Consider the following 21,277-nt stretch of genomic DNA (forward strand, 5'->3'; position numbering starts at 1 on the left):
TTCTGTCAACTCCCGTAATTCGTATGGTGGTCGGCCTGGTCGGCGGCGGATCAGTCGAGACTGTCGACGAGGGCGAACAACTCCTCGTCCGTGGCGGTCTCCAGGTCGTCGTCCTCATCCTCGGCGGTGGCCCCGGCCGCGCTGTCCGCAGCGTCGAGGAGTTCGCGCAGCCGCGCGGTGACCCGGCCGTGTGCGGACTCGTCGGCCGCGACGGCCTCGATGGCCGTCTTGAGCCGGGCCAGTTCCGCGAGCACCGGCTCGTCGGGGGCGATCTCGTCCACCGCGAGCTGTTCGGCCAGGTACTTCGCGAGCGTCCTGGGGGTCGGGTGGTCGAAGACGAGCGTGGTGGGCAGCCGGAGGCCGGTGGCGACACCGAGCTGGTTGCGCAGTTCGACGGCGGTCAGTGAGTCGAAGCCGAGTTCCTGGACCGCCCGGTCGGCGTCGATCGCGGTGTGATCGCTGTGGCCGAGCACCGCGGCCACCTTGCCGCGCACCAGGTCCACCAGCGTGCGGTCCCGTTCGGCCGGAGGCAGGGCTGCGAGTCGTTCGGCGAGGCCGGGGCCTTTGTACTCGTCGGCGTTGCGGCCCGCGCCGGCTGCCGAGCCGGCCCGGCGCTTCGGTGCCGTACCGACCAGGCCACGCAGCATCGGCGGCACCTGGTCGCCCAGGCTGCGCAGCGCCCTGGTGTCCAGCCTGGTGACGGCGAGCCCGCTCTCGTCGGCCGCCAGGGCGGCGTCGAAGAGGGCCATGGCGTCGTCGGTGGCCAGTGGCAGCAGGCCGGAACGGGCGAGCCGGCGCAGATCGGTGTCGGACAGCCGGCCGGTGAGGGCGCTGGTCTCGGCCCACAGGCCCCAGCCGAGTGAGGTGGCGGGCAGGCCGGCCGACCTGCGGTGGGCGGCGAGCGCGTCCAGGAAGGCGTTGGCCGCGGCGTAGTTGGCCTGGCCCGCCGTGCCGAGGAGCCCGGCGACGGACGAGTACAGGACGAACGCCTTGAGGTCCATCTCCTGGGTCAGCTCGTGCAGATGCCAGGCCGCGTCCACCTTGGGACGGAGTACGGCCGCGAGCCGCTCGGCCGTCAGGCCCTCGATCGTCGCGTCGTCCAGCACACCTGCCGTGTGGACGACACCCGAGAGCGGGCCCACCCGGTCGAGCAGCCCCGCGAGCGCCTCCCGGTCCGCCACATCACAGGCCACCGTCGTTACGGAAGCGCCCAACTCGGCCAGCGTGTCCCGTAGTTCGGGCGCTCCCGGGGCATCCGGGCCGCGTCGGCTCACCAGTACCAGATCGCGCACTCCGTGCTCGGACACCAGGTGCCGGGCGAGTACGCCGCCCAGCGCGCCCGTGGCGCCGGTGACCAGGACGGTGCCGTCGCCCCACGGGGACCCGGTGTCGGGGGCGGTCGGCGGCTGCGGTGCCACTGCTTTGACGAGGCGTGGCACCAGCAGCGCGCCCGCCCGTATCGCCGTCTGCGGCTCGGCGGCGGCCACGGCGCGTACGAGCAGGTCGGCGGCTGCCGTGCCGGTGGCTTCGGTGCCGGCGTCGGTGTCCACGAGTTGGACGCGCCCCGGGTTCTCGGTCTGTGCCGAGCGCAGCAGTCCCCACAGCGGGGCGTGCGCGAGGTCGGGCACGTCCTCGCCGGGTGCGGTGGCGACGGCACCCCGTGTCACGACCACGAGGCGGGTACCGGCGAACCGGTCGTCCCCGAGCCATGCCTGTGCCTGCCCGAGCGCTTCCTGCGCTGCCTCGCGGGTCGCCTCCGGAAGCGCCGCCGTCAGCGGCCCGGCTCCCGGTCCGGCGGCCGGGCGGCCGGAGTCGGCCATCCGCGGCACAAGGAGCACGGCGGGCGCGGGCGCCCCCTCGTCCATGGCGCGGGCGAGCGCGGCCAGGTCCTCGTATGCCCGGATCCGCTCGGTGACGGTCCCAAGGCCGGCCGCCGGGCCGACCAGCGCCCAGGCCGACAGGTCCACGGCCCCACCGCCTGTCGGGAGATCCCTGCTCGCGTCGCCCTCGGGCAGCGGGGCCCACTCGACCCGCAGCAGCCCGTCGGCGTCGGTGCCACCCGCCGTGCGCAGGGTGTCGGTGTTGAGCGGGCGCAGGGTCAGTTCCTCGATGGTGGCGACGGGCGCGCCGGTGGCGTCGGCCACGCTGAGCGCGACCGTGGTGGTGCGGTCGCCCCCGGCTCCGGGCACGACGGCCCCGGCGAGCCGGACGCGCAGCACCGAAGCGCCGGTGGCGTGCACGGTGGCCCCCGCCCAGGCGAACGGCAGCAGCGCGGCCCCCTCCTGCCTGACGACACCGGGCAGCAGCGGGTGCAGCGCGGCGTCGAGCAGCGCGGGGTGGAGGACGAAGCGGGCGGCTTCGGTGCGCTGTCCGTCGGCGAGGGCGACCTCCGCGCAGAGGTCCTCACCGGCGACCCACAGCCTGCGCAGGTTCCGGAACGCGGGACCGTACTCGTATCCCCGCTCCGCGAGCCGTTCGTACACACCGGTCAGATCGGTCTCGACGGCGCCGGCCGGCGGCCAGACCGTGAGGTCGTCGCCGCGCGTGGTGCCGCTCTCGGCGCGCAGGGTGCCGTGGGCGTTCAGGGTCCAGTCCTCGTCCTGTGCCGGGTCGCCGTCGGGCCGCGAGTGGATGCGGACGGCACGGCCGCCGTCGGCTTCCTCGGCGCCGATGTGCACCTGGAGGTGTACGCCGCCACGTTCGGGCAGTACGAGGGGCGCGGCCAGGGTCAGCTCGTCGACGGTGGTGACGCCGAGCTGTTCCCCGGCGCGCAGGGCGAGTTCGAGCAGTCCGGTGCCGGGCACCAGCACGGTCCCGGCGACGGTGTGCTCGGTCAGCCAGGGGTGCGTGCCGCGCGCCAGGCGGCCGGTGAGGACGTGCTCGTCGCGGTCGGCGAGCGAGGTGGTGGCGCCGAGCAGCGGGTGGTCCGCCGCCGCGAGCCCGAAGCCGGCGGCGTCGCCGACCGTCGCGGGCGCTTCGAGCCAGTACCGCTGCCGCTGGAAGGCGTACCCCGGCAGCTCGGCCCTGCGGGCGCCGGGGAAGACGGTGTCCCAGCGCAGTGCGGCGCCGCGGGCGGCGAGCCGGCCGAGGGCCGCGGCGATTGTGCGGTCCTCGGGGCGGCCCTTGCGCAGCAGGGGCACGACCGTGCCGGGGTCGACGGTCAGGGACTCGGTGACCAGCGCACTCAGCACTCCGTCGGGGCCCAGTTCGACCCATTCGGTCACGCCGCGGGCTTCGAGGAGTCGCACTCCGTCCAGGAAGCGGACCGCCTCGCGGATGTGCCGCGCCCAGTAGTCGGGCGAGGCCAGCTCGTCGCTGCCGGCGAGCTCGCCGGTGACGTTGGAGACGATCGGAATGCGCGGCTCATGGAAGGTGAGGCCCTCGGCGACGGCTCGGAACTCCGCCAGTACGTCGTCCATGTGCGGCGAGTGGAAGGCGTGGCTGACCGGCAGCCGTTTGGTCCGCGCGCCCCGCTCCTTCCAGTACGCGGCCAGCTCTTCCACGGCGTCCGCGTCACCCGAAATCACGGTGGAGCGGGGGCCGTTGACGCCCGCGACGGTCACCCGTTCACCGTGTCCGGCGAGCGCGGCGCGGACCTCGTCCTCGGCGGCCCCGACGGCCGCCATCGCGCCGCCTTCCCGTGCGGCCTGCATCAGCCGGCCGCGCTCGGCGACCAGGACGCAGGCGTCCGGCAGGTCGAGTACGCCCGCGAGATGGGCCGCGGTGACCTCGCCCACCGAGTGGCCGAGCAGGAAGTCCGGGGTCAGGCCGTAGTGTTCGGCCAGCCGGAACAGGGCGGTCTCCAGGGCGAACAGGGCGGCCTGGGTGAAGGCCGTCTGGTCGAGCAGCGCCGCCGAGGGTGCCCCTTCGGGCGCGAAGAGCACGGACTTCAGGGGCCGCAGGAGTTCGCGGTCCAAGTGGCGGCACACCTCGTCGAGCGCGGCGGCGAACACCGGCGACGTTTCGTACAACTCGCGGCCCATGCCGATGCGTTGCGAGCCCTGCCCGGTCAGCAGGAAGGCGGTTTTGCCACGCGGGGCGGAGCCGGCGCGCTGGACGGCCGGGGTGGTCTCGCCTCGGGCCAGTGCGTCCATGGCGTCCAGGAGTTCGTCCCGGGTCGTGGCCACGACGACGGCCCGTCGGTCGTGGCGGGCTCGGGTGGTGGCCAGCGACCAGCCGGTGTCCGCGAGGCTCTGCCCCGGGTGTGTGCTCAGATGCTCTCGCAGGCGCCCGGCCTGGGCGCGCAGGGCGTCCTCGCCGCGCGCGGAGAGCACGAAGGGCGCGGGGGCGATCGGCTCCGGTGCCGTGGCCGGCGTTTCTTCGGCGGCGGCCTCCTCGATGATCACGTGGGCGTTGGTGCCGCTGATGCCGAACGAGGACACACCGGCCCGCCGGGGTCGGCCGACGCTCGGCCACGCGGTCTGCTCGGTGAGCAGTTCCACGGCGCCCGCGGTCCAGTCCACGTGCGGCGACGGCTCGTCCGCATGCAGGGTCTTCGGCAGGACGCCGTGGTGCATGGCCTGCACCATTTTGATCACACCGCCGACGCCGGCCGCCGCCTGTGAATGCCCGATGTTGGACTTCAACGACCCGAGCAGCAGCGGCTGTTCGCGTTCCTGACCGTAGGTCGCCAGCAGCGCCTGGGCTTCTATGGGGTCACCGAGGCGCGTTCCGGTGCCGTGTGCTTCCACCGCGTCCACCTCCGCCGGTTCGAGGTCGGCCGCGGCCAGCGCCTGCCGGATCACCCGTTCCTGCGAGGGTCCGTTCGGTGCCGTCAGACCATTGCTCGCACCGTCCTGGTTGACCGCGCTGCCGCGGACGACGGCGAGCACGCGGTGCCCGTTGCGTCGGGCGTCCGACAGCCGCTCCACCAGGAGCAGGCCGACGCCCTCCGACCAGCCGGTGCCGTCGGCGCCGGCCGAGAAGGACTTGCAGCGGCCGTCGGGCGACAGTCCGCGCTGCCGGGAGAATTCGATGAAGACGTGCGGACCGGCCATGACGGTGACGCCGCCGGCGAGGGCGAGATCGCACTCGCCGTTGCGCAGCGCGTTCGCCGCCAGGTGCAGGGCCACCAGGGACGAGGAGCACGCGGTGTCCACGGTGACGGCCGGGCCCTCGAATCCGTACGTGTACGAGAGCCGGCCCGATACGACGCTGGAGAGGTTGCCCGCCAGCAGGAAGCCCTCGTACTCCTCGGGGGCCGCCGCGAGGCGGGAGACATAGTCGTCGTACATCGCGCCGGTGAACACGCCGGTGCGCGAGCCACGCAGCCCGGTGGGGTCGATGCCGGCGTGCTCGAAGGTCTCCCAGGCCGTTTCGAGGAGCAGCCGGTGCTGGGGGTCGATCGCGGTGGCCTCGCGGGGCGAGATGCCGAAGAATTCCCGGTCGAACCGGTCGGCGTCGTGCAGGAAGCCGCCGTGGCGCACATACGAGGTACCGGTGTGCTCGGGGTCCGGGTCGTACAGCGCGTCCAGGTCCCAGCCACGGTTGTCCGGGAACCCGGTGATGCCGTCCGCGCCGTCCGCCACCAGGCGCCACAGGTCGTCGGGCGAGGACACTCCGCCGGGATAGCGGCAGGCCATCCCGACGATCGCGATCGGCTCGTTCAGCTGGGCGACGGCGTGCGCCGTCCGGCGCTTCGCCGGGGTGGCGTCGGCCGTGACCCGGGACAGCAGGTGGTCCACGACGGCCTCGGGCGAGGGGTGGTCGAAGACGACGGTGGCGGGCAGCCGGAGACCGGTGGCGGCGTTCAGGCGGTTGCGCAGCTCCACACCGGCGAGCGAGTCGAAGCCGATCTCGTTGAAGGCGCGCTTCGGGTCGAGGCGGTGCGGGTCGGCATGGCCGAGGACACCGGCCACGGTGCCGCGTACGAGATCGAGGACCGCCTCGCGCCGCTGTTCCTCGGGGAGCGCAGCGGTCCGCTCGGCCCAGGTGGTGCCGCCGGTGTGTGCCGTGGCGGCACTCGCGGCGGCGCGCCGGGGGCGGGTACGGACGAGACCGCGCAGCAGCGCCGGGGGCTCGCCGTCGGCGGCGAGCACGGCCCGCGGGTCGAGGGCCGCGGGGACGCGCAGCGCGAGCGGAGCGGCGAGCGCGGCGTCGAACAGGACGAGGCCCTGCTCCGGAGTGAGCGGACGGAATCCGGCCCGTGCCCAGCGGGCCAGATCGGCGTCGCCGAGCGTGCCGCCCATGCCGTGGGTGGCGTCCCACAGGCCCCAGGCCAGCGAGGTCGCGGGCAGGCCGGCCGCCCTGCGGTGGGCGGCGAGCGCGTCCAGGAAGGCGTTGGCCGCGGCGTAATTGCTCTGCCCCGCCGTGCCGAGCAATCCGGAGACGGAGGAGAACAGGACGAAGGCCGTCAGGTCCATGTCCCGGGTCAGTTCGTGCAGATGCCAGGCCGCGTCCACCTTGGGGCGGAGTACGGCCGCGAGCCGCTCGGCCGTGAGGCCTTCGATGGTCGCGTCGTCCAGCACACCGGCCGTGTGGACGACACCCGAGAGCGGGCCCACCCGGTCGAGCAGCCCCGCGAGCGCCTCCCGGTCCGCCACATCACAGGCCGCCACCGTCACGGAAGCGCCCAACTCGGCCAGTATGTCCCGTAGTTCGGATGCTCCCGGGGCGTCCGGGCCGCGTCGGCTCACCAGTACCAGAGCGCGCACTCCGTGCTCGGCCACCAGGTGCCGGGCGAACAGCGCGCCGAGGCCGCCGGTGCCGCCCGTGATCAGCACCGGCTCGGCCCGGTCGCCGGCGAAGGGGCCCGGGACGTCCTCGCGTACGGCACGCTTCAGGCGGGGCACCTTGAACACCCCGTCGCGCAGCGCGATATGAGGTTCTCCGGCAGCCACGGCGGCGGCGAGCAGCCGCGAAGCGGCGGCAGCGTCGGTGTCGGTGTCGGTGTCGGTGTCGGTGTCGAGCAGGACGATGCGGTCCGGGTGCTCGGACTGCACCGTACGGGCCAGGCCCCACAGCGGGGACGTGGCGAGCGAGGCGATGTCCTCGCCGGGGGTGGTGGCCACCGCGCCCCGAGTGAGGATTACGAGCCGGGCGGTGGCGAACCGCTCGTCGGCGAGGAAGTCCTGGACGAGGCGCAGGACGGCCGCGGTGGTCCGGTGGGCGGCGGCCGCGTCGTCCGCCGCCGCGGGGACCAGCGCGTCGGCCCGTACGCACACCACCTCGGCATCGGTCGCCTCGACGGCACTCAGGTCCGCATGGGGCACCTCGGCCACCCGCAGGGGGTCCACGACGGGCGTCGCGACGGCCGTCCACTCCACGTCGTACAGCGCGTCGTGGTGCTCAGTGGGCACCGGCGCGAGCCGGTCCCTGGCGACCGGGCGCAGACTCAGCGAGTCCACCGTCACGACGGGCTCTCCGGTGGCGTCCGCGGCGTACAGGGTGAAGGTGTCGGGCGCGATCCGCGCGATCCGCACCCGCAGCGTCCCGGCCCCGGTCGCGTACAGCGACGTGCCCGTCCACGAGAACGGGAGCCGGATGCTGTCGGCCGCCGAGGTGCCCGCCGCTTCCGCGGCGTGCAGCACCAGGGGGTGGAGGAGCGCGTCGAAGAGGGCGGGGTGCAGTCCGTACCGGCCCGCCTCCGGGTGCTGTTCGCCGGGCAGGGTCACCTCGGCGTACAGCTCGTCGCCCGTGCGCCACAGTCCGGTCAGGCCCTGGAACGCCGGGCCATATTCATAGCCGAGACCCGCGAGCTCCTCGTAGATGCCGTCCAGCTCGGCCTCGTCGGCGCCCGCCGGCGGCCACTGCCGCAGGTCGGGCCCGGCGGGTGCGGCAGGGCCGCCGAGGGAGCCCGAGGCGTGCCGTGTCCACGTCCGCTCTCCCTCGCCCCCGGGGCCGCCGTCGGGGCAGGTGTGGATCTCGACGGGCCGTGCCCCGGTGGCGTCCGGGGCGCCCACGGCGACCTGCACGCGTACGGCGCCCTGCGCGGACAGCGCCAGTGGCGCCTCCAGGGTCAGTTCGTCGATCCGTTCGATGCCGTAGTGGCCCGCCGCGACCAGGGCGAGTTCGAGGAAGGCGGTCGCGGGCAACAGGACGGTGCCACCGATGGCGTGATCGGTCAGCCAGGGGTGGTCGGCCGCGGAGAGCCGGCCGGTGAGCATCAGGCCGTCGTGCCCGGCGACCTCCACCGCGGCGCTCAGCAGCGGGTGGCCCGCCGGGTCGAGGCCGAGGCCGCGCGCGTCGGCGGGCCGGTGCGGCGCGAGCCAGTAGTGCTGCCGCTGGAAGGCGTATGTCGGCAGGTCGACGCGGTGGGCCCCGGGGTGGAACGGCGCGGCGTCCAGCGGCGCCCCGCCCGCCCAGGCGCCCGCGATCCCGGCGGCCAGCGTCTCGGGCTCGGGGCGGCCGGCCCGCAGCAGCGGGACGACGGTCGCTTCCGCGTCGGCCAGCGCGGCGCGCGTGAGCGGCGCGAGCACGGCGTCCGGTCCGGTCTCGACGTACACGGTGGCGCCGTGCCGCTCCAGGGTGCGCGCGGCATCGAGGAACCGCACGGGCCTGCGGATCTGCTGGGCCCAGTAGTCGGGCGAGGTCAGCTCGTCGGTGGCGGCGAGTTCGCCGGTGACCGTGGAGACCACGGGGATGCGTGGGGCGTGGAAGGTCAGACCCGCCGCGACGGTGCGGAACTCCCCCAGTACGTCGTCCATGTGCGGCGAGTGGAATGCATGGCTGACCTGGAGTCTTCGGGTTCTGCGGCCGCGTGAGCGCCATCGTTCGGCAAGCTCCTCGGCGGCTTCCTCATCTCCGGAGACGACGACGGAGTCGGGGCCGTTGACGGCGGCGAGCGCCAGGCGACCGGCGGCCTGCTCCAGTTCGTCGGCGAGTTCGGACTCCTCCGCCTCGATCGCGAACATCGCGCCCCCGCTGCGTGCGGACTCCATCAGCCGGCCGCGGGCGGCGACCAGCCGCGCGGCGTCGGCCAGGGAGAACACACCGGCCGCGTGGGCGGCGGCGACCTCGCCGATGGAGTGCCCGGCGAGCAGGTCGGGCGTCAGGCCGTGGTGGCCGAGCAGCCGGAACAGAGCCGTCTCGACGGCGAACAGCGCGGGCTGCGTGTAGGCCGTACGGTGCAGCAGCCGGCCGTCGGCGCTGTCCTCGCCGGCGAACAGGACCTCGCGCAGGGGCCGGTTCAGATACGGGTCGAGCGCGGCACACACCTCGTCGAGCGCGGCGGCGAACACCGGGTGTGCGGCGTACAGTTCGCGGCCCATGCCGGCGCGCTGCGCGCCCTGGCCGGTGAACAGGAACGCGGTACGGCCGGTGCCTGCCGTGCCGGTCACCACGTGCGGCGCCGCATCGCCGCGGGCGAGGGCGTCCAGCCCGGCGAGAAAGCCGTCGGTGTCGACCGCGGTGATCACCGCGCGGTGGCGCAGGGCGGTGCGGGTGGTGGCCAGGGACAGCCCGATGTCGGCCGGGTGTGCGCCGCCGTCGGCGACCCACGTACGCAACCGGGTGGCCTGGTCGCGCAGAGCCGGCTCGTCGTGCGCCGAGAGGAGCCACGGGGCGGGCGCGGCCAGGTCGGGCGTCGGGGCCTGCTCCTCCTCGGGCGCGGCCTCCTCGATGATCACGTGCGCGTTGGTGCCGCTGATACCGAACGAGGAGACACCCGCGCGGCGCGGGCGGCCGGTGGCGGGCCACGGGGTCTGCTCGGTGAGTAGTTCCACGGCGCCCGCGGTCCAGTCGACGTGCGGGGAGGGCTCGTCCGCGTGCAGGGTCCTGGGCAGCACTCCGTGCCGCATCGCCTGCACCATCTTGATCACTCCGCCCACACCGGCGGCCGCCTGCGCGTGTCCGATGTTGGACTTCAACGAGCCGAGCAGCAGCGGGTGTTCGCGGTCCTGGCCGTAGGTCGCGAGAAGCGCCTCGGCCTCGATGGGGTCGCCGAGGCGCGTGCCGGTGCCGTGGGCCTCGACCGCGTCCACCTCGCCCGGCTCCAGGTGTGCGTCGGCCAGCGCCTCGCGGATCACTCGCCGCTGCGAGGGGCCGACGGGGGCGGTGAGGCCGTTGCCCGCACCGTCCTGGTTGATGGCGGTGCCCCGTACGACAGCGAGGACGCGGTGGCCGTTGCGGCGGGCGTCCGAGAGCCGCTCGACCACGAGCAGCCCCACGCCTTCCGCCCAGGACGTCCCGTCCGCCGCCGCCGAGAAGGACTTGGACCGGCCGTCGGCGGCGAGACCCCGCTGCCGCGAGAACTCCACGAACATGCCGGGCGAGGACATCACGGTCGCCCCGCCCGCGAGGGCGAGGCCGGTCTCGCCGGAGCGCAGCGACCGTACCGCCATGTGCAGGGCGACCAGCGAGGACGAGCAGGCGGTGTCGACGGTGACGGCCGGGCCGAGCAGGCCCAGCTGGTAGGCGATGCGGCCGGAGAGGACGCTCGGGGTGGTGCCGGTGAGCACATGGCCCTCGACGGTGTCCGGGGCCTCGTGCATCCGGGGTCCGTAGTCGAGAGCGGTGGCGCCCACGAACACACCGGTGCGGCTGCCCTTGACGGCGGCTGCATCCAGGCCCGCGCGCTCGATGGCCTCCCAGGCGGTCTCCAGGAGGAGGCGCTGCTGCGGGTCCATGGCCAGGGCCTCGCGCGGCGAGATCCCGAAGAACTCGTTGTCGAAGAGGGCGGCGTCGTGCAGGAATCCGCCTTCGCGGACAGTGCTGTGGCCGCCGTTCGTGGCGTCGCTGTCGTAGAGGTCCGGGTCCCAGCCCCGGTCGCCGGGGAAGCCGGAGATCGCGTCGGTGCCGTCGGCGACCAGGCGCCACAGCTCCTCGGGGGAGGTGACGCCGCCCGGGTAGCGGCAGGCCATGCCGACGATGGCGATGGGCTCCTCGTCGGTGTCCTCGGGGCGGGCCGGGGAGCCCGCGTCGGCGGGCCCGCCGGCGAGCAGGCTGTGCAGATGCGCGAGGAGCGCGGCGGGGGTCGGCTGGTCGAAGAGCAGGCCGCTGGGCAGCTTCAGGCCGGTGGCGGCGGCCAGCGCGTTGCGCAGCTCGACCGACATCAGCGAGTCGAAGCCGAGGTCCTTGAACGTGGCGTGCGCGTCGACGCGCCGCCCCTCGGGATATTCGAGTACGGCCGCGATGCGGTCGAGAACGAGGGCGGTGACGTCGGCGCCCGTCGGCCGCGTGTGCGGGACGAGAGGCGCGGGTTCGGAGGCGGCTTCTTCGGCCGCCGGGAGCGCCGCGGCGCGGGCCGGTCCTTCGATCCAGTACCGCTCGCGCTGGAAGGCGTACGTGGGCAGCGCGACCCGGCGGCCGCCGGTGCCGGCGTGCACGGCCGCCCAGTCCACCTCCGTACCGCGTACGAACGCGGCGGCGAGGGCGGCGAGCAGCGTACGGACTTCGGAGCGGCCCGCGCGCAGAGCGGCGACGGGCGCCGTGGCGTCGGTGTCCCGCACGCAGTGGGCGGCCATGGCCGCGCAGACCCCGTCGGGTCCCAGTTCGAGGAGGGTGGCGGTGCCTGCCGCCTCCAGGGTGCGGACGGCCTCCAGGAACCGCACCGGGCGGCGGACCTGCTCGACCCAGTAGTCGGCCGAGGCCCACTGGCCCGGCCCGACGGCGGCGCCGGTCACTGTGGACACCGCGGCGATCCTGGGCTCATGGAAGGTCAGTCGGGCGACGACGCGGCGGAACTCTTCCAGCATCGGGTCCATGAGCGGCGAGTGGAAGGCATGACTGACCGTCAGCCTCCGGGTCTTGCGGCCCTTTTCCGCCAGTCGGTCCGCGATCGCGGCGACCACGTCCCGCTCGCCGGAGAGCACCACCGAGCGGGGCCCGTTGACAGCGGCGATCGACACCCGGCCCCGCTGCCCGGCGAGCAGCGGCGCCACCTCGACCTCGGCGGCCTCCACGGCGAACATGACGCCGCCGGACGGGAGTTGCTGCATCAGCCGGCCGCGCGCCGCGACGAGCCGCGCGGCGTCGTCGAGGGACAGCACACCCGCGACATGGGCCGCGGCGATCTCTCCGATGGAGTGCCCGGCGACCCGGTCGGGGACGACGCCCCAGGAGCCGAGAAGGCGGTGGAGGGCCACCTCGAGCGCGAAGAGCGCGGGCTGGGTGAAGGCGGTGTCGTCCAGGCCCGCTCCGGAGTCCACCACCTCGGCGAGGGAGCACCCGATCAGCGGGTCGAGTGCCGCGCACACCTCGTCGAAGGCGGTCGCGTAGGCCGGGAAGGCGGCGCGCAGTTCCCGGCCCATGCCGAGGCGCTGTGCGCCCTGCCCGGTGAACAGGAAGGCCGTGCCGCCGGGCCGTACGGCACCGGAGACGACCTGCGTCGCGGGGCTCCCCTGGGCCAGGGCGGTCAGGCCCGCCAGCATTACGGACCGGTCGGCGGCCAGGACGACGGCGCGGTGCTCGAAGACGGTGCGTGAGCAGGCCAGTGACCGGCCGATGTCCGCCGGACCCGGTGCCCCGTCGGCGGTCGCGGCGGCATGCAGCCGTCCGGCCTGGGCAGCGAGCGCCGCGGCACTGCGGCCCGAGACCACCCAGGGCAGCAGGTCGGCGGCCGTCCCCTCGGCGGGAGCGGCGGCGGACGGTGTCCGGGCGGGGGCCTCGCCGAGTACCACATGGGCGTTGGTGCCGCCCATGCCGAACGAGGAGACACCGGCGAGCAGCGACCGGTCGGGGGCCGGCCAGTCACCCGTCTCGCGCTGTATTTCAAGGCCGAGCTCGGACAGGGGGATCGCGGGGTTCGCGGTACGGAAGTTCAGGCTCGCGGGGAGGCGGCGGTGGCGCAGTGCCAGCACGGTCTTGAGCAGGCCGACGATGCCCGCGGCGCCTTCCAGGTGGCCGACGTTGGTCTTCGCGGAGCCGACCCGCAGCGCGCTCCCGGCCTCGCGGCCCGCGCCGAGCACCGCGCCGAGCGCGGCGGCCTCGATGGGGTCGCCGACGGGCGTGCCGGTACCGTGCAGCTCGACGTACTGCACCGCGCCCGGGTCGACGCCGGCCTTTTCGTACGCCTCGCGCACCACGCGTTCCTGGGACTCACGGCTCGGCACGGTCAGGCCGGGGGTGGCGCCGTCGTTGTTCACGGCGCTGCCGTGGATCAGTCCGTAGACCGGATCGCCGTCCGCCAGGGCCCGCGACAGCGGCTTGAGTACGACGGCACCGCCGCCCTCGCCCCGTACGAATCCATTGGCGCGGGCGTCGAAGGTGTACGTCGTGCCGTCCGGGGACAGCCCGCCGAACCGCTCCTCGGTGACGGCGCCCTCGGCGAGGATGTTCAGGTTGACACCCGCCACAATCGCCGCTTCGGACTCCCCCGAGCGCAGCGACTCGGCGGCCAGATGCACGGCGACCAGCGAGGACGACTGTGCCGAGTCGACGGTCAGACTCGGTCCGCGCAGACCGAGGTGGTACGAGACCCGGTTCGCGATCACGCCCCGGTTGACACCCGCCATGGTGTGCTGGGTGATTGCCTGTTCGCCGTGCTGATAGAGCAGCGCGGCGTAGTCGTCGCGCAGGGTGCCGACGAACACCGCGGTGCGGCTGCCGCGGAGGGTGGCCGGCACGATCCCGGCGTCCTCAAGGGCCTCCCAGGCCAGTTCGAGCACGAGGCGCTGCTGGGGGTCCATGACGCGCGCCTCGCGCGGCGCGATGCCGAAGAACGCGGCGTCGAAGGCGTCGACCCGGTCCAGGAAGCCGCCCCGTCGCATTCCGGGCCCGGTGTCCGCGGGCGCTTCTTCTCCGGTCGCCGACCGCCAGCGGCCTTCGGGAACGGGGGTGATGGCGTCGGACCCGGTGTGCAGCAGCTCCCAGAACGCCCCGGGGTCCGCGGCTCCCGGCAGCCGGCAGGAAAGGCCGACGACCGCGATCGCCTCGTCCCGGCCCGCGGCCGCCTCGTCCTGACTGCGGCGGGGCCCGGGTATCTCGGAGTGGTGCTGTTTCGTCATCGCGCTCGACTGCCCTTTCCGGCCGAATACCGAAAGACTTCTGAGTATGTGGACGAATCTTCGGGCCGATCCTAGGCAGGGGTTTCCTCCCGCATCTCAGCGTCCGGCCTCGGGCCGGTAATCGGGCCCGAGGCCGGTAATCGGGCTCGCGAAAAAGAAAGAGAGCACGCCATTACCGGGCTGTGGAACGAATGAGAAACGCCCGGTAATGGCGTGCCGGAAGTGCTCGGGGCCGGTCAGCCGAGGAGGGCGGCGGCCTGCTCCGCGGCCCGGAAGCCCGACTCCAGGGCTCCCTCCACGAAGGCACCGTGCCAGCCGCCGGCGATGTCGCCGCCCGCGAAGACGATCCGGCCGTGCGGCTCCTGGATCGCCGGCAGCTGGCGCAGGAGCTGGCCGGGCCGCCGCAGGCCCCAGCCGCCGCGCGCGTACCGGTCCTTGTTCCACTCCATGGCCCGGTGATCGACGACCGTGGCCTCCGGTACGAGCTCGCGCACCGCCGCCCGTACCGCCGCCGGGTCCGACACATCGAGCGCGGGCCCGGTGAAGGCGACGAAGAGGCGGCCGTCGGGGAGTTCCGCCTGCGGCAGCATCAGCAGGATCGGGGCGCCCTCCGGAGCCTGCGCGTACACCGGCTCGGAGGTACCGCGCACGTGCAGCCACAGCTTGGTGGCGTGCGGTACGCCGATGCCCTCGCGAGCGGCGTCCGCGTGCGCCTTGGGCAGCCCGGGCGCGAAGGTGATCGTGCGCCAGAGGTTGACCGGCGTCGCGACCACGACCACCGGCGCTTTGTAGACCCGGCCGCCGCTCACCTCGACGCGGGTGAGGCCGCCGCTCTCGCGGACCGCGGTGACCGGCGAGTTGAGCCGGACCGTCGCCCCGGCGTCGCGGAACATCCGCTCCAGGACCGCGAGCATGCCGCCCTCGGGCTTCAGGCTCATCACCGAGAGGAACCCGTCGTACGTGCCGCCGGCGAGCTGGTACCACTGGGCCAGTCCGGTCAGTGCGCCGACGCGGTTGCCACCCGCGAAGACCGAGGTGGCACCGCTCACCCAGTCGTGGTCCTCCGGGGACAGCGCGAGCTGGGCGATGCGGTCGGCCAGCGACAGGGGGTCGACGCTCTTCAGGAGGTCCGTGCGGTACAGCGGTTCGTAGGGCCGCTCGAAGTACCTGTCGGAACCGGCGTAGAACTCCGCGAACAAGGTGCCGAGCCGCCCGAGGGCCTCCTCCGGGGCGTGGCTGCGGTAACCGCCGGCGGTCGGCATGACCATGCGGGTGGCGTGCACGTCCTCGCTGGTGGTGAGCGAGTAACGGGTCAGTTCCCGGGCGACGAGGTCCTGTCCGGGGCCGAACCAGCCACCACCCAGCTCGATGCGCTCGCCGGCGAACGTCTCGGTCCTGATGCGCCCGCCGATCCGGTCGCGGGCCTCCAGGACCAGGACGGACAGGCCGCGTGCGCTCAGCTCGCGGGCAACGGTGCCGCCCGCGTAACCGGCGCCGATGACGATGGCGTCCCAGGGCCGGTCGTCGGCCGCGGCGGGCCCGCTCGCGGCCGTGCTCAGACCGGCGGTGAGCGCCGCCGCACCCGCGGCCTTGAGCAGCGTTCTTCGATCGGTGCGGCCGGGCCGCTTGCCGTCTTGGTCGTGCACACGAATCTCCTTTGAAAGGTGCGCCTCGGCGAAATGGCCGGGCAAGCGGAAGGGGCCGGTCTGCCGGGGGTGCAGAACCGGCCCCTGGTCAGGGGTGACCGAACGCCTTACTCGGCAGGCTTGCGGAAAGCCTTGATCACGCTGGCGTAGCTGTTCTTGGCGTGCCCCTGCGCGACGATGCGCTCCATCAGCGCCTCGGAGTACTTGGGCAGTTCGGCGTCGACGCCGATCGCCTCGCTCTCGTGGACGAGGTGCTTGAGCGCGGCCAGGTGCGTCTCAAGGGTGGCGTCGTTGGCGGGGAACTTGCCGTCACCCGCGTCGATCTGGGCGGCGTAGTCGGCCGTGAACATCTTGATGGCATCGAGCCACATGTGCGCCCAGGGCAGGAACTCCTCCGCCTTGACGCCGGCGGTCTCCACCACCGCGACACCGTGCAGGAAGCTGTTCAGGGTGCCCCACATCAGACCGAGCAGCGAGACGTCGAACAGCGAAGGCTTGCCATGGTCGGTGCCGAGGTAGGTGGTGCCGCCGCCGAGCTGCTTCAGGACGGGCTCGTGGGCGTCGAAGACGCCCTTGTCGCCGGCGTAGAAGAGCACGGAGGTCTCGGCGCCGATACCGGGCGGCGTGATCATGATGGCGCCGTCGAGGTACTGGGCGCCGTGCTTCCGCGCCCACTCGGCGGTCTGCCGGGCCTGGTCGGAGGAGCCGCTGGTCAGGTTGACCACGACCTTGCCGCGCAGGCCGTCGCCGAGCGAGCCGATGACGTCGTGGACCACGTCGTACGTCGACACGCAGACGACCACGAGCTCGCTCGCGGCGACCGCCTCGGCCGGCGTGGCGGCCAGGACCGCGCCGTCCGCGACGAGCTTGCCGGCCTTGTCCGCCGAGCGGTTCCATACGGTCGTCCTGTGGCCTGCCTTGAGGAACGTGGCGGCCAGCGCCTGTCCCATCAGGCCGAGGCCGATGACCGTCACCGCGTTGCGGTTGTCACCCATGAAAAAGTCCTCCATTGCACGTCGTACGGAAAAGAAAGGTGCTGAGCCCGGCCGGCTCAGAGAAAGACGGTCCCCGGCTCCATGCCGAGCAGGACCCGGCCCTGCAGCTCCAGATTCACGTCGACCTGGGCGAGGGCGTGCAGGGAAAAGCCCTGGATGTCGCGGTGGAAGCGCTGCAGATGGACATCGCGCCGGATGACCGATCCCCCGCTGGCGTTGAAGAGGATCTCCACCGCCTCCTTGGACAGCTGGGCGGCGAACGCGGTCTGGCCGCGCACGATCGCCTTCTCCGCGTCGGTCGGCTGCACCCCGGCGTCGGCCCGCTCCTGAAGCAGCGTCAGCCAGCGCTCGGACAGGGCCTCGGCGGCGTCGATCTTGTTGGCCGCGGTGGCGACCTGTATCTGCGTCAGCGGGTGCAGCTTCTGGTCGGTCCAGTCGGTGTACGTGATCCCGCGGCCGGGCAGCCGGTCGAGGAACAGTTCGTACGCACCGCGCGCGATGCCGATGAACACCGCGGCGCACTCGGCCATGACAAAGCTGAGCAGCCCGTAATTGCGTCCGGTGGCACCGGTGTTGGAGCGGTCCCCGGTCGCGCTGACCATCACTTCCTCGAAGGACACCGCGTGGTGCGCCGGTACGAAGACGTTCTCGGCGACCGCGGTGGCGCTGCCGGTGCCGGCGCCCGCTGAGACGTCCCAGTCGTCGACCACCTTCAGGTCGCTCATCGGGACGACGGCCATGATCTCGCCCTGGCTGCCGTCCGGGTTCTCCACCATCGCGGCCGTGAAGTCCCAGTCGGCGCCCTTGCAGCCGGTGTTGAACTTCCAGCTGCCGTTGAGGAGGTAGCCGCCGTCCGTGGGGGTCGCGATGCCGGTCGGCGCGAAGGCGCTGGAGATCTTGACCGAGCCGTCGGCGAAGATCTCCTCCTGGGCCTTGTCCGGGTAGAGCGTGGCGGTCCAGGTGCTCGTCACCCACACCATGGTCACCCATGCGGCGGCCGGGCAGCCGCGGCCGATCTCGGTGATGACCTTCGTCTGGTCGGCGAGGGGCAGGTCGAGGCCGCCGAACCGCCGGGGCACGGCCATGCGGAACACCCCGGCCTTTTCGAGGAGTTCGATGCTCTCGTCCAAGAGCCAGCCCCTCTCCTCCCCCGCGCGGCCGTTCTCGCGGAGGGTCGGGACGATGCTGCGCACGGCATCCAGTACGGCTGCCAGGTCGTCGTTCGTGGCCATTCCGGCTCCTCGATAGTGCGGTTCCTTCTTGCCGGTCGAGAGGCGCGAAAGCACAGCACTCTCAGGGCACCGGGAACATTACTGAATGCCGGGCAGAACTCAGTAAGACTTTGCCCATTGCCCGGTCATCACCCGCGCCACCCAATTGACCTGCGCAATTACCGCGCAGTTACTCGGAAATGAACGGCGGCGACCCGGGCGGTGGCGTATGACACCATCCCCTGCATGACACTTTCATGGCCTGACCTCGTAAGGACCGCGACCGAAGACACCACCGCGGCACTGGAAAAGGGCGCGCACCAGGACTGGCGCCAAAAGGCCGGCGAGCTGGACTGGGACTGCCGGGAAACCCTTTCGCACATCGCGCTCGGCGTCGTGGGATACGCGGGTCTGCTCATCGCCCGGCCCACCGACCGCTACATCACGCTGTTCTCCTCGATCGACGAGCACGCTCCCGTTCCGGCCGCCCTCGAAGGCCTCCGGATCGCCGGCACGCTGCTGGCCGGCACGGTCCGCGACACCCCGCCCGAGGTCCGCGCCTGGCACCCGTACGGACACTCCGACGCCGCCGGTTTCGCCGCCATGGGCATCCTTGAACTGGTCGTACACGGCCGGGACATCGGGCGCGCCGTCGGTGTCGACTACGTACCGTCGGACGAGCTGGCCGCCCCCGTGGTCGAGCGCCTCTTCCCCGACGCCCCCGCCGGACACGGGCCCGCCGAGACCCTGCTGTGGTGTACGGGCCGCCTTGAACTCCCCGGCCTGCCGCGCCGTGCGGGATGGCAGTGGGACGGCCGCGTCCGATGACGGAATGACGCGATCCGCGACGGTCCGATGTGCCGCCGGCGACTCCTCCGGGAGTCGCCGGCGGCATTTTGCATAACGGGAGAATTCACGGCCTCCCGTGGCGCACCGGTCGGAGAGATCAACTCATTACCGCGACATGGGCGGGACGTTGAACCGGGCCCCATAGTGTCGGGCCACGGAATGCACAGGCGTCACTCCCGCAGCAGACGCCGAGCCCCTCCTGAAGAAGGCAGGCAGATACCACCATGTCGCAGCTCGACGCGGATCTGGAAAAGCACACCTCGCAGTATGTCGAGGCGTTCAACGCCGGCGACTTCGACACGGTCGACGGTTTCTACACCGCGGACGCCGTCGCCGTATGGGAGCCGGGCAAGCCGCTCACCGGCAACGCCCGCAAGGAATATCAGCGGGCCTTCCTGGCCCGCCGGCCGAAGATGACGGCTACGCCGCGGCAGTCGTTCGTCACCGGAGACACCGCCCTGATGATCGTCGACTGGGTGATCGAGTCCGTCGACGACGACGGCGCACCCGAGCGCCTGGAAGGGATCGGCGTCGATGTGCTGACCCGGGGCGAGGACCGGATATGGCGGTACGCGATCGACGACCCGTACGGGCAGCAGAGCTGATCCGTCCGCGGCGGTACGTCCGCGGCGGCACAGAGGAACAACAGTCCCATCAGCAAGAAGATCAGAAAGACGGGACCGTTCCGCGATGCGGGACGGCAGTGAGTACACGGGGGAACAGTCCGATCATGAAGCCCAATAGTCACCGGCGGCCGTCACGCCGCACACTCCTCAGGGCGGCGGGAGCGGCGGCCGTCGCGGTGCCCGCGGCCGGCGCCCTCGCCAGTGTCGCGTCGGGTGCGAGTCCGGCCGAGGAGAGCACCGACTGGGACGTCATCGTCATCGGCGCGGGCTTCGCCGGCCTCACGGCGGCCCGCGAGCTGCGGGCCCGCGGCAAGCGCGTGCTCGTCCTGGAGGCCCGCGACCGGATCGGCGGGCGCACCTGGACGGACACGTACGCCGGGCAGTTGGTGGAGCGCGGCGGCACCTGGGTCGAGGCGACCCAGCCGCACCTCGGCGCCGAACTCAAGCGTTATTCGCTGGCGCTGGAGGAGGACCAGCCGATCGAGCGGGCGTTCTTGCCGACGCCGAGCGGGCCGAAGGAGTTCACGCCGGACGACGGATTCGGCCGCATCGGCGCCATTTTCGACCGGATGTACGACGGGTCCCGGGAGTACTTCGCGAAGCCGTACGAGCCGCTGTACCGCGCGGATCTGCTGCAGAGCCTGGACAAGCTGACGCTCCGCGACCGGCTGAATCAGCTCTCCCTCACACCCGAGGAAGAGCTGCTCATCAACGGGCAGACCGCGGTGTACTCCGGCGGCACGAGCGACATGGGTGCGTTCACCATGTTCGCGCAGTGGTGGGCACTGGCCGGCTGGTCCAACGCGGGCTGGAACGACACCCAGCGCTACCGCATAGCCAAGGGCACCCACGCCCTGCTCCAGGCGATGATCGACGAGACGAGGCCGACCGTCCGGCTGAGCACACCGGTCGCCTCCGTCGCCGACACCGGCGCCACGGTCTACGTCACCACCAAGGCGGGCAGGAAGTACAGCGCCGCGAAGGTCGTCGTCGCGATCCCGGCCAACGCCTGGTCCACCCTCAAGTTCTCGCCCTCCTTGCCCCCTGCCCTGACGGCCGCGTCGGACCAGGGCATCGCCGTGAAGAACGCGGTCAAGCTGTGGATCCACGCCCGCAAGGGAGCGGGCCGGTTCTACGGCCAGGGCGCCGAGGGCGGCTCGCCGATCCCCATGCTGCTGCCCTTCAAGGAAACCTCCGAGGGCATGCTGTACATCGCCTTCAGTACCGACCCGACCCTCGACCCGGCCAGCACCGCGCAGGTCAAGAGCGCGGTGCAGAAGCTCGGGGTGGACCTCGACGTCATCGGCGTCAAGGCGCACGACTGGGGCCGGGATCCTTATGCGCGCGGCGGCTGGGCGTTCCGCAGGCCGGGCCAGCTCACCACGCTCTACCCGGACGTGACCGAGCCCAAGGGCCGGCTCTCCTTCGCCAGCGGTGACATCGCCAACGGCTGGAGCGGCTTCATCGACGGCGCCATCGAATCGGGTCTGCGCGCCGCCAGGCAGGCAGCCGGCGAGGCATAGGCCGCACGTCCGTCCGCGCCTCGCGCACCTCACCTCGGCTTCGGCCATTCAACCACCGGAAGGGAACGGCACACTCATGTCCTTCACCGTCGACTTCGACCCGGAACGCCCCGATCTCACCGATGACACCGATACCCAGAACGAGATCTTCATCCAGGTGTTCAACTCGGGTGACGGCGAGCTGTTCAACCGTCTCTACCTGGAGGACTCGATCTCGAACTTCTCCGGCGAGCCCCTGACGGGCGCCGCCCGGCTGAAGTTCTTCAAGGACTTCCTGGCGGCCAAGCCCACCCTGAAGGCGACCGTCACGCATTCCTACGTCGCCGGTGACGTGGCGCTGATCGGCGTCGACTACCGCATCGACTCCACCGGCCCCGACGGTGAGCCGGTCCGCCTGGAAGGCAACTGCACCGACGTGCTGCGGCGCACCGCCGACGGCCGCTGGCTGATGGCCATCGACCGGCCGGTCGCCGCGACGGGACTGGTCGCCGACTAGTACGCGACGGGACCCCCTGGCCCGCCAGGGGGTCCCGTCATGCCGTAG

At 72.7% G+C, this 21,277-nt stretch carries 8 protein-coding genes; 4 read left to right on the forward strand and 4 right to left on the reverse strand.

What is annotated here, in order from left to right; genetic code table 11:
• Positions 1–50: 50 nt before the first annotated feature.
• The 4 genes from ACZ4MH_RS27795 to ACZ4MH_RS27810 form a co-directional block, all read right to left on the reverse strand.
• Entirely contained in the window at positions 51–13,883 is a 13,833-nt protein-coding gene (locus tag ACZ4MH_RS27795; protein WP_351586302.1) for a type I polyketide synthase, read from the reverse strand.
• Between the two features lie 236 nt (positions 13,884–14,119).
• On the reverse strand, positions 14,120–15,529 hold the full coding sequence (locus tag ACZ4MH_RS27800) for a flavin monoamine oxidase family protein (protein WP_351586300.1): 1,410 nt from the start codon (positions 15,527–15,529) through the stop codon (positions 14,120–14,122).
• A 107-nt stretch (positions 15,530–15,636) separates the two neighbouring features.
• Positions 15,637–16,524, reverse strand: a complete 888-nt coding sequence (locus ACZ4MH_RS27805) for an NAD(P)-dependent oxidoreductase (protein WP_351586298.1) — start codon at positions 16,522–16,524, stop codon at positions 15,637–15,639.
• A gap of 56 nt (positions 16,525–16,580) precedes the next feature.
• Positions 16,581–17,756 (reverse strand): acyl-CoA dehydrogenase family protein, encoded by a 1,176-nt coding sequence (locus ACZ4MH_RS27810; RefSeq protein WP_351586296.1) that lies wholly within the window; start codon positions 17,754–17,756, stop codon positions 16,581–16,583.
• A gap of 225 nt (positions 17,757–17,981) precedes the next feature.
• On the opposite strand from ACZ4MH_RS27810, the gene ACZ4MH_RS27815 reads away from it, so the two are divergent.
• The 4 genes from ACZ4MH_RS27815 to ACZ4MH_RS27830 all read left to right on the forward strand — a co-directional run bounded on the left by ACZ4MH_RS27815 (position 17,982) and on the right by ACZ4MH_RS27830 (position 21,229).
• On the forward strand, positions 17,982–18,563 hold the full coding sequence (locus tag ACZ4MH_RS27815; RefSeq protein ID WP_351586294.1) for a maleylpyruvate isomerase N-terminal domain-containing protein: 582 nt from the start codon (positions 17,982–17,984) through the stop codon (positions 18,561–18,563).
• A gap of 245 nt (positions 18,564–18,808) precedes the next feature.
• Positions 18,809–19,189, forward strand: coding sequence for a YybH family protein (locus ACZ4MH_RS27820; protein ID WP_351586292.1), 381 nt, complete (start codon positions 18,809–18,811; stop codon positions 19,187–19,189).
• Positions 19,190–19,314: 125 nt separating this feature from the next.
• Positions 19,315–20,733: a flavin monoamine oxidase family protein gene (locus ACZ4MH_RS27825; RefSeq protein WP_351586290.1), complete on the forward strand. Its 1,419-nt coding sequence runs from the start codon at positions 19,315–19,317 to the stop codon at positions 20,731–20,733.
• 76 nt (positions 20,734–20,809) lie between these two features.
• Positions 20,810–21,229: a YybH family protein gene (locus ACZ4MH_RS27830; protein ID WP_351586288.1), complete on the forward strand. Its 420-nt coding sequence runs from the start codon at positions 20,810–20,812 to the stop codon at positions 21,227–21,229.
• The last annotated feature ends 48 nt before the right edge of the window (positions 21,230–21,277 follow it).

It is taken from the genome of Streptomyces sp. NPDC026301 (assembly GCF_055567935.1).

Excerpts from the sequence above, each read along its gene's own strand:
- ACZ4MH_RS27815 (WP_351586294.1), top strand. The coding sequence starts at position 17,982 with ATGACACTTTCATGGCCTGACCTCGTAAGGACCGCGACCGAAGACACC.
- ACZ4MH_RS27805 (WP_351586298.1), bottom strand. The coding sequence starts at position 16,524 with ATGGGTGACAACCGCAACGCGGTGACGGTCATCGGCCTCGGCCTGATG.
- ACZ4MH_RS27825 (WP_351586290.1), top strand. The coding sequence starts at position 19,315 with ATGAAGCCCAATAGTCACCGGCGGCCGTCACGCCGCACACTCCTCAGG.
- ACZ4MH_RS27830 (WP_351586288.1), top strand. The coding sequence starts at position 20,810 with ATGTCCTTCACCGTCGACTTCGACCCGGAACGCCCCGATCTCACCGAT.
- ACZ4MH_RS27810 (WP_351586296.1), bottom strand. The coding sequence starts at position 17,756 with ATGGCCACGAACGACGACCTGGCAGCCGTACTGGATGCCGTGCGCAGC.
- ACZ4MH_RS27820 (WP_351586292.1), top strand. The coding sequence starts at position 18,809 with ATGTCGCAGCTCGACGCGGATCTGGAAAAGCACACCTCGCAGTATGTC.
- ACZ4MH_RS27795 (WP_351586302.1), bottom strand. The coding sequence starts at position 13,883 with ATGACGAAACAGCACCACTCCGAGATACCCGGGCCCCGCCGCAGTCAG.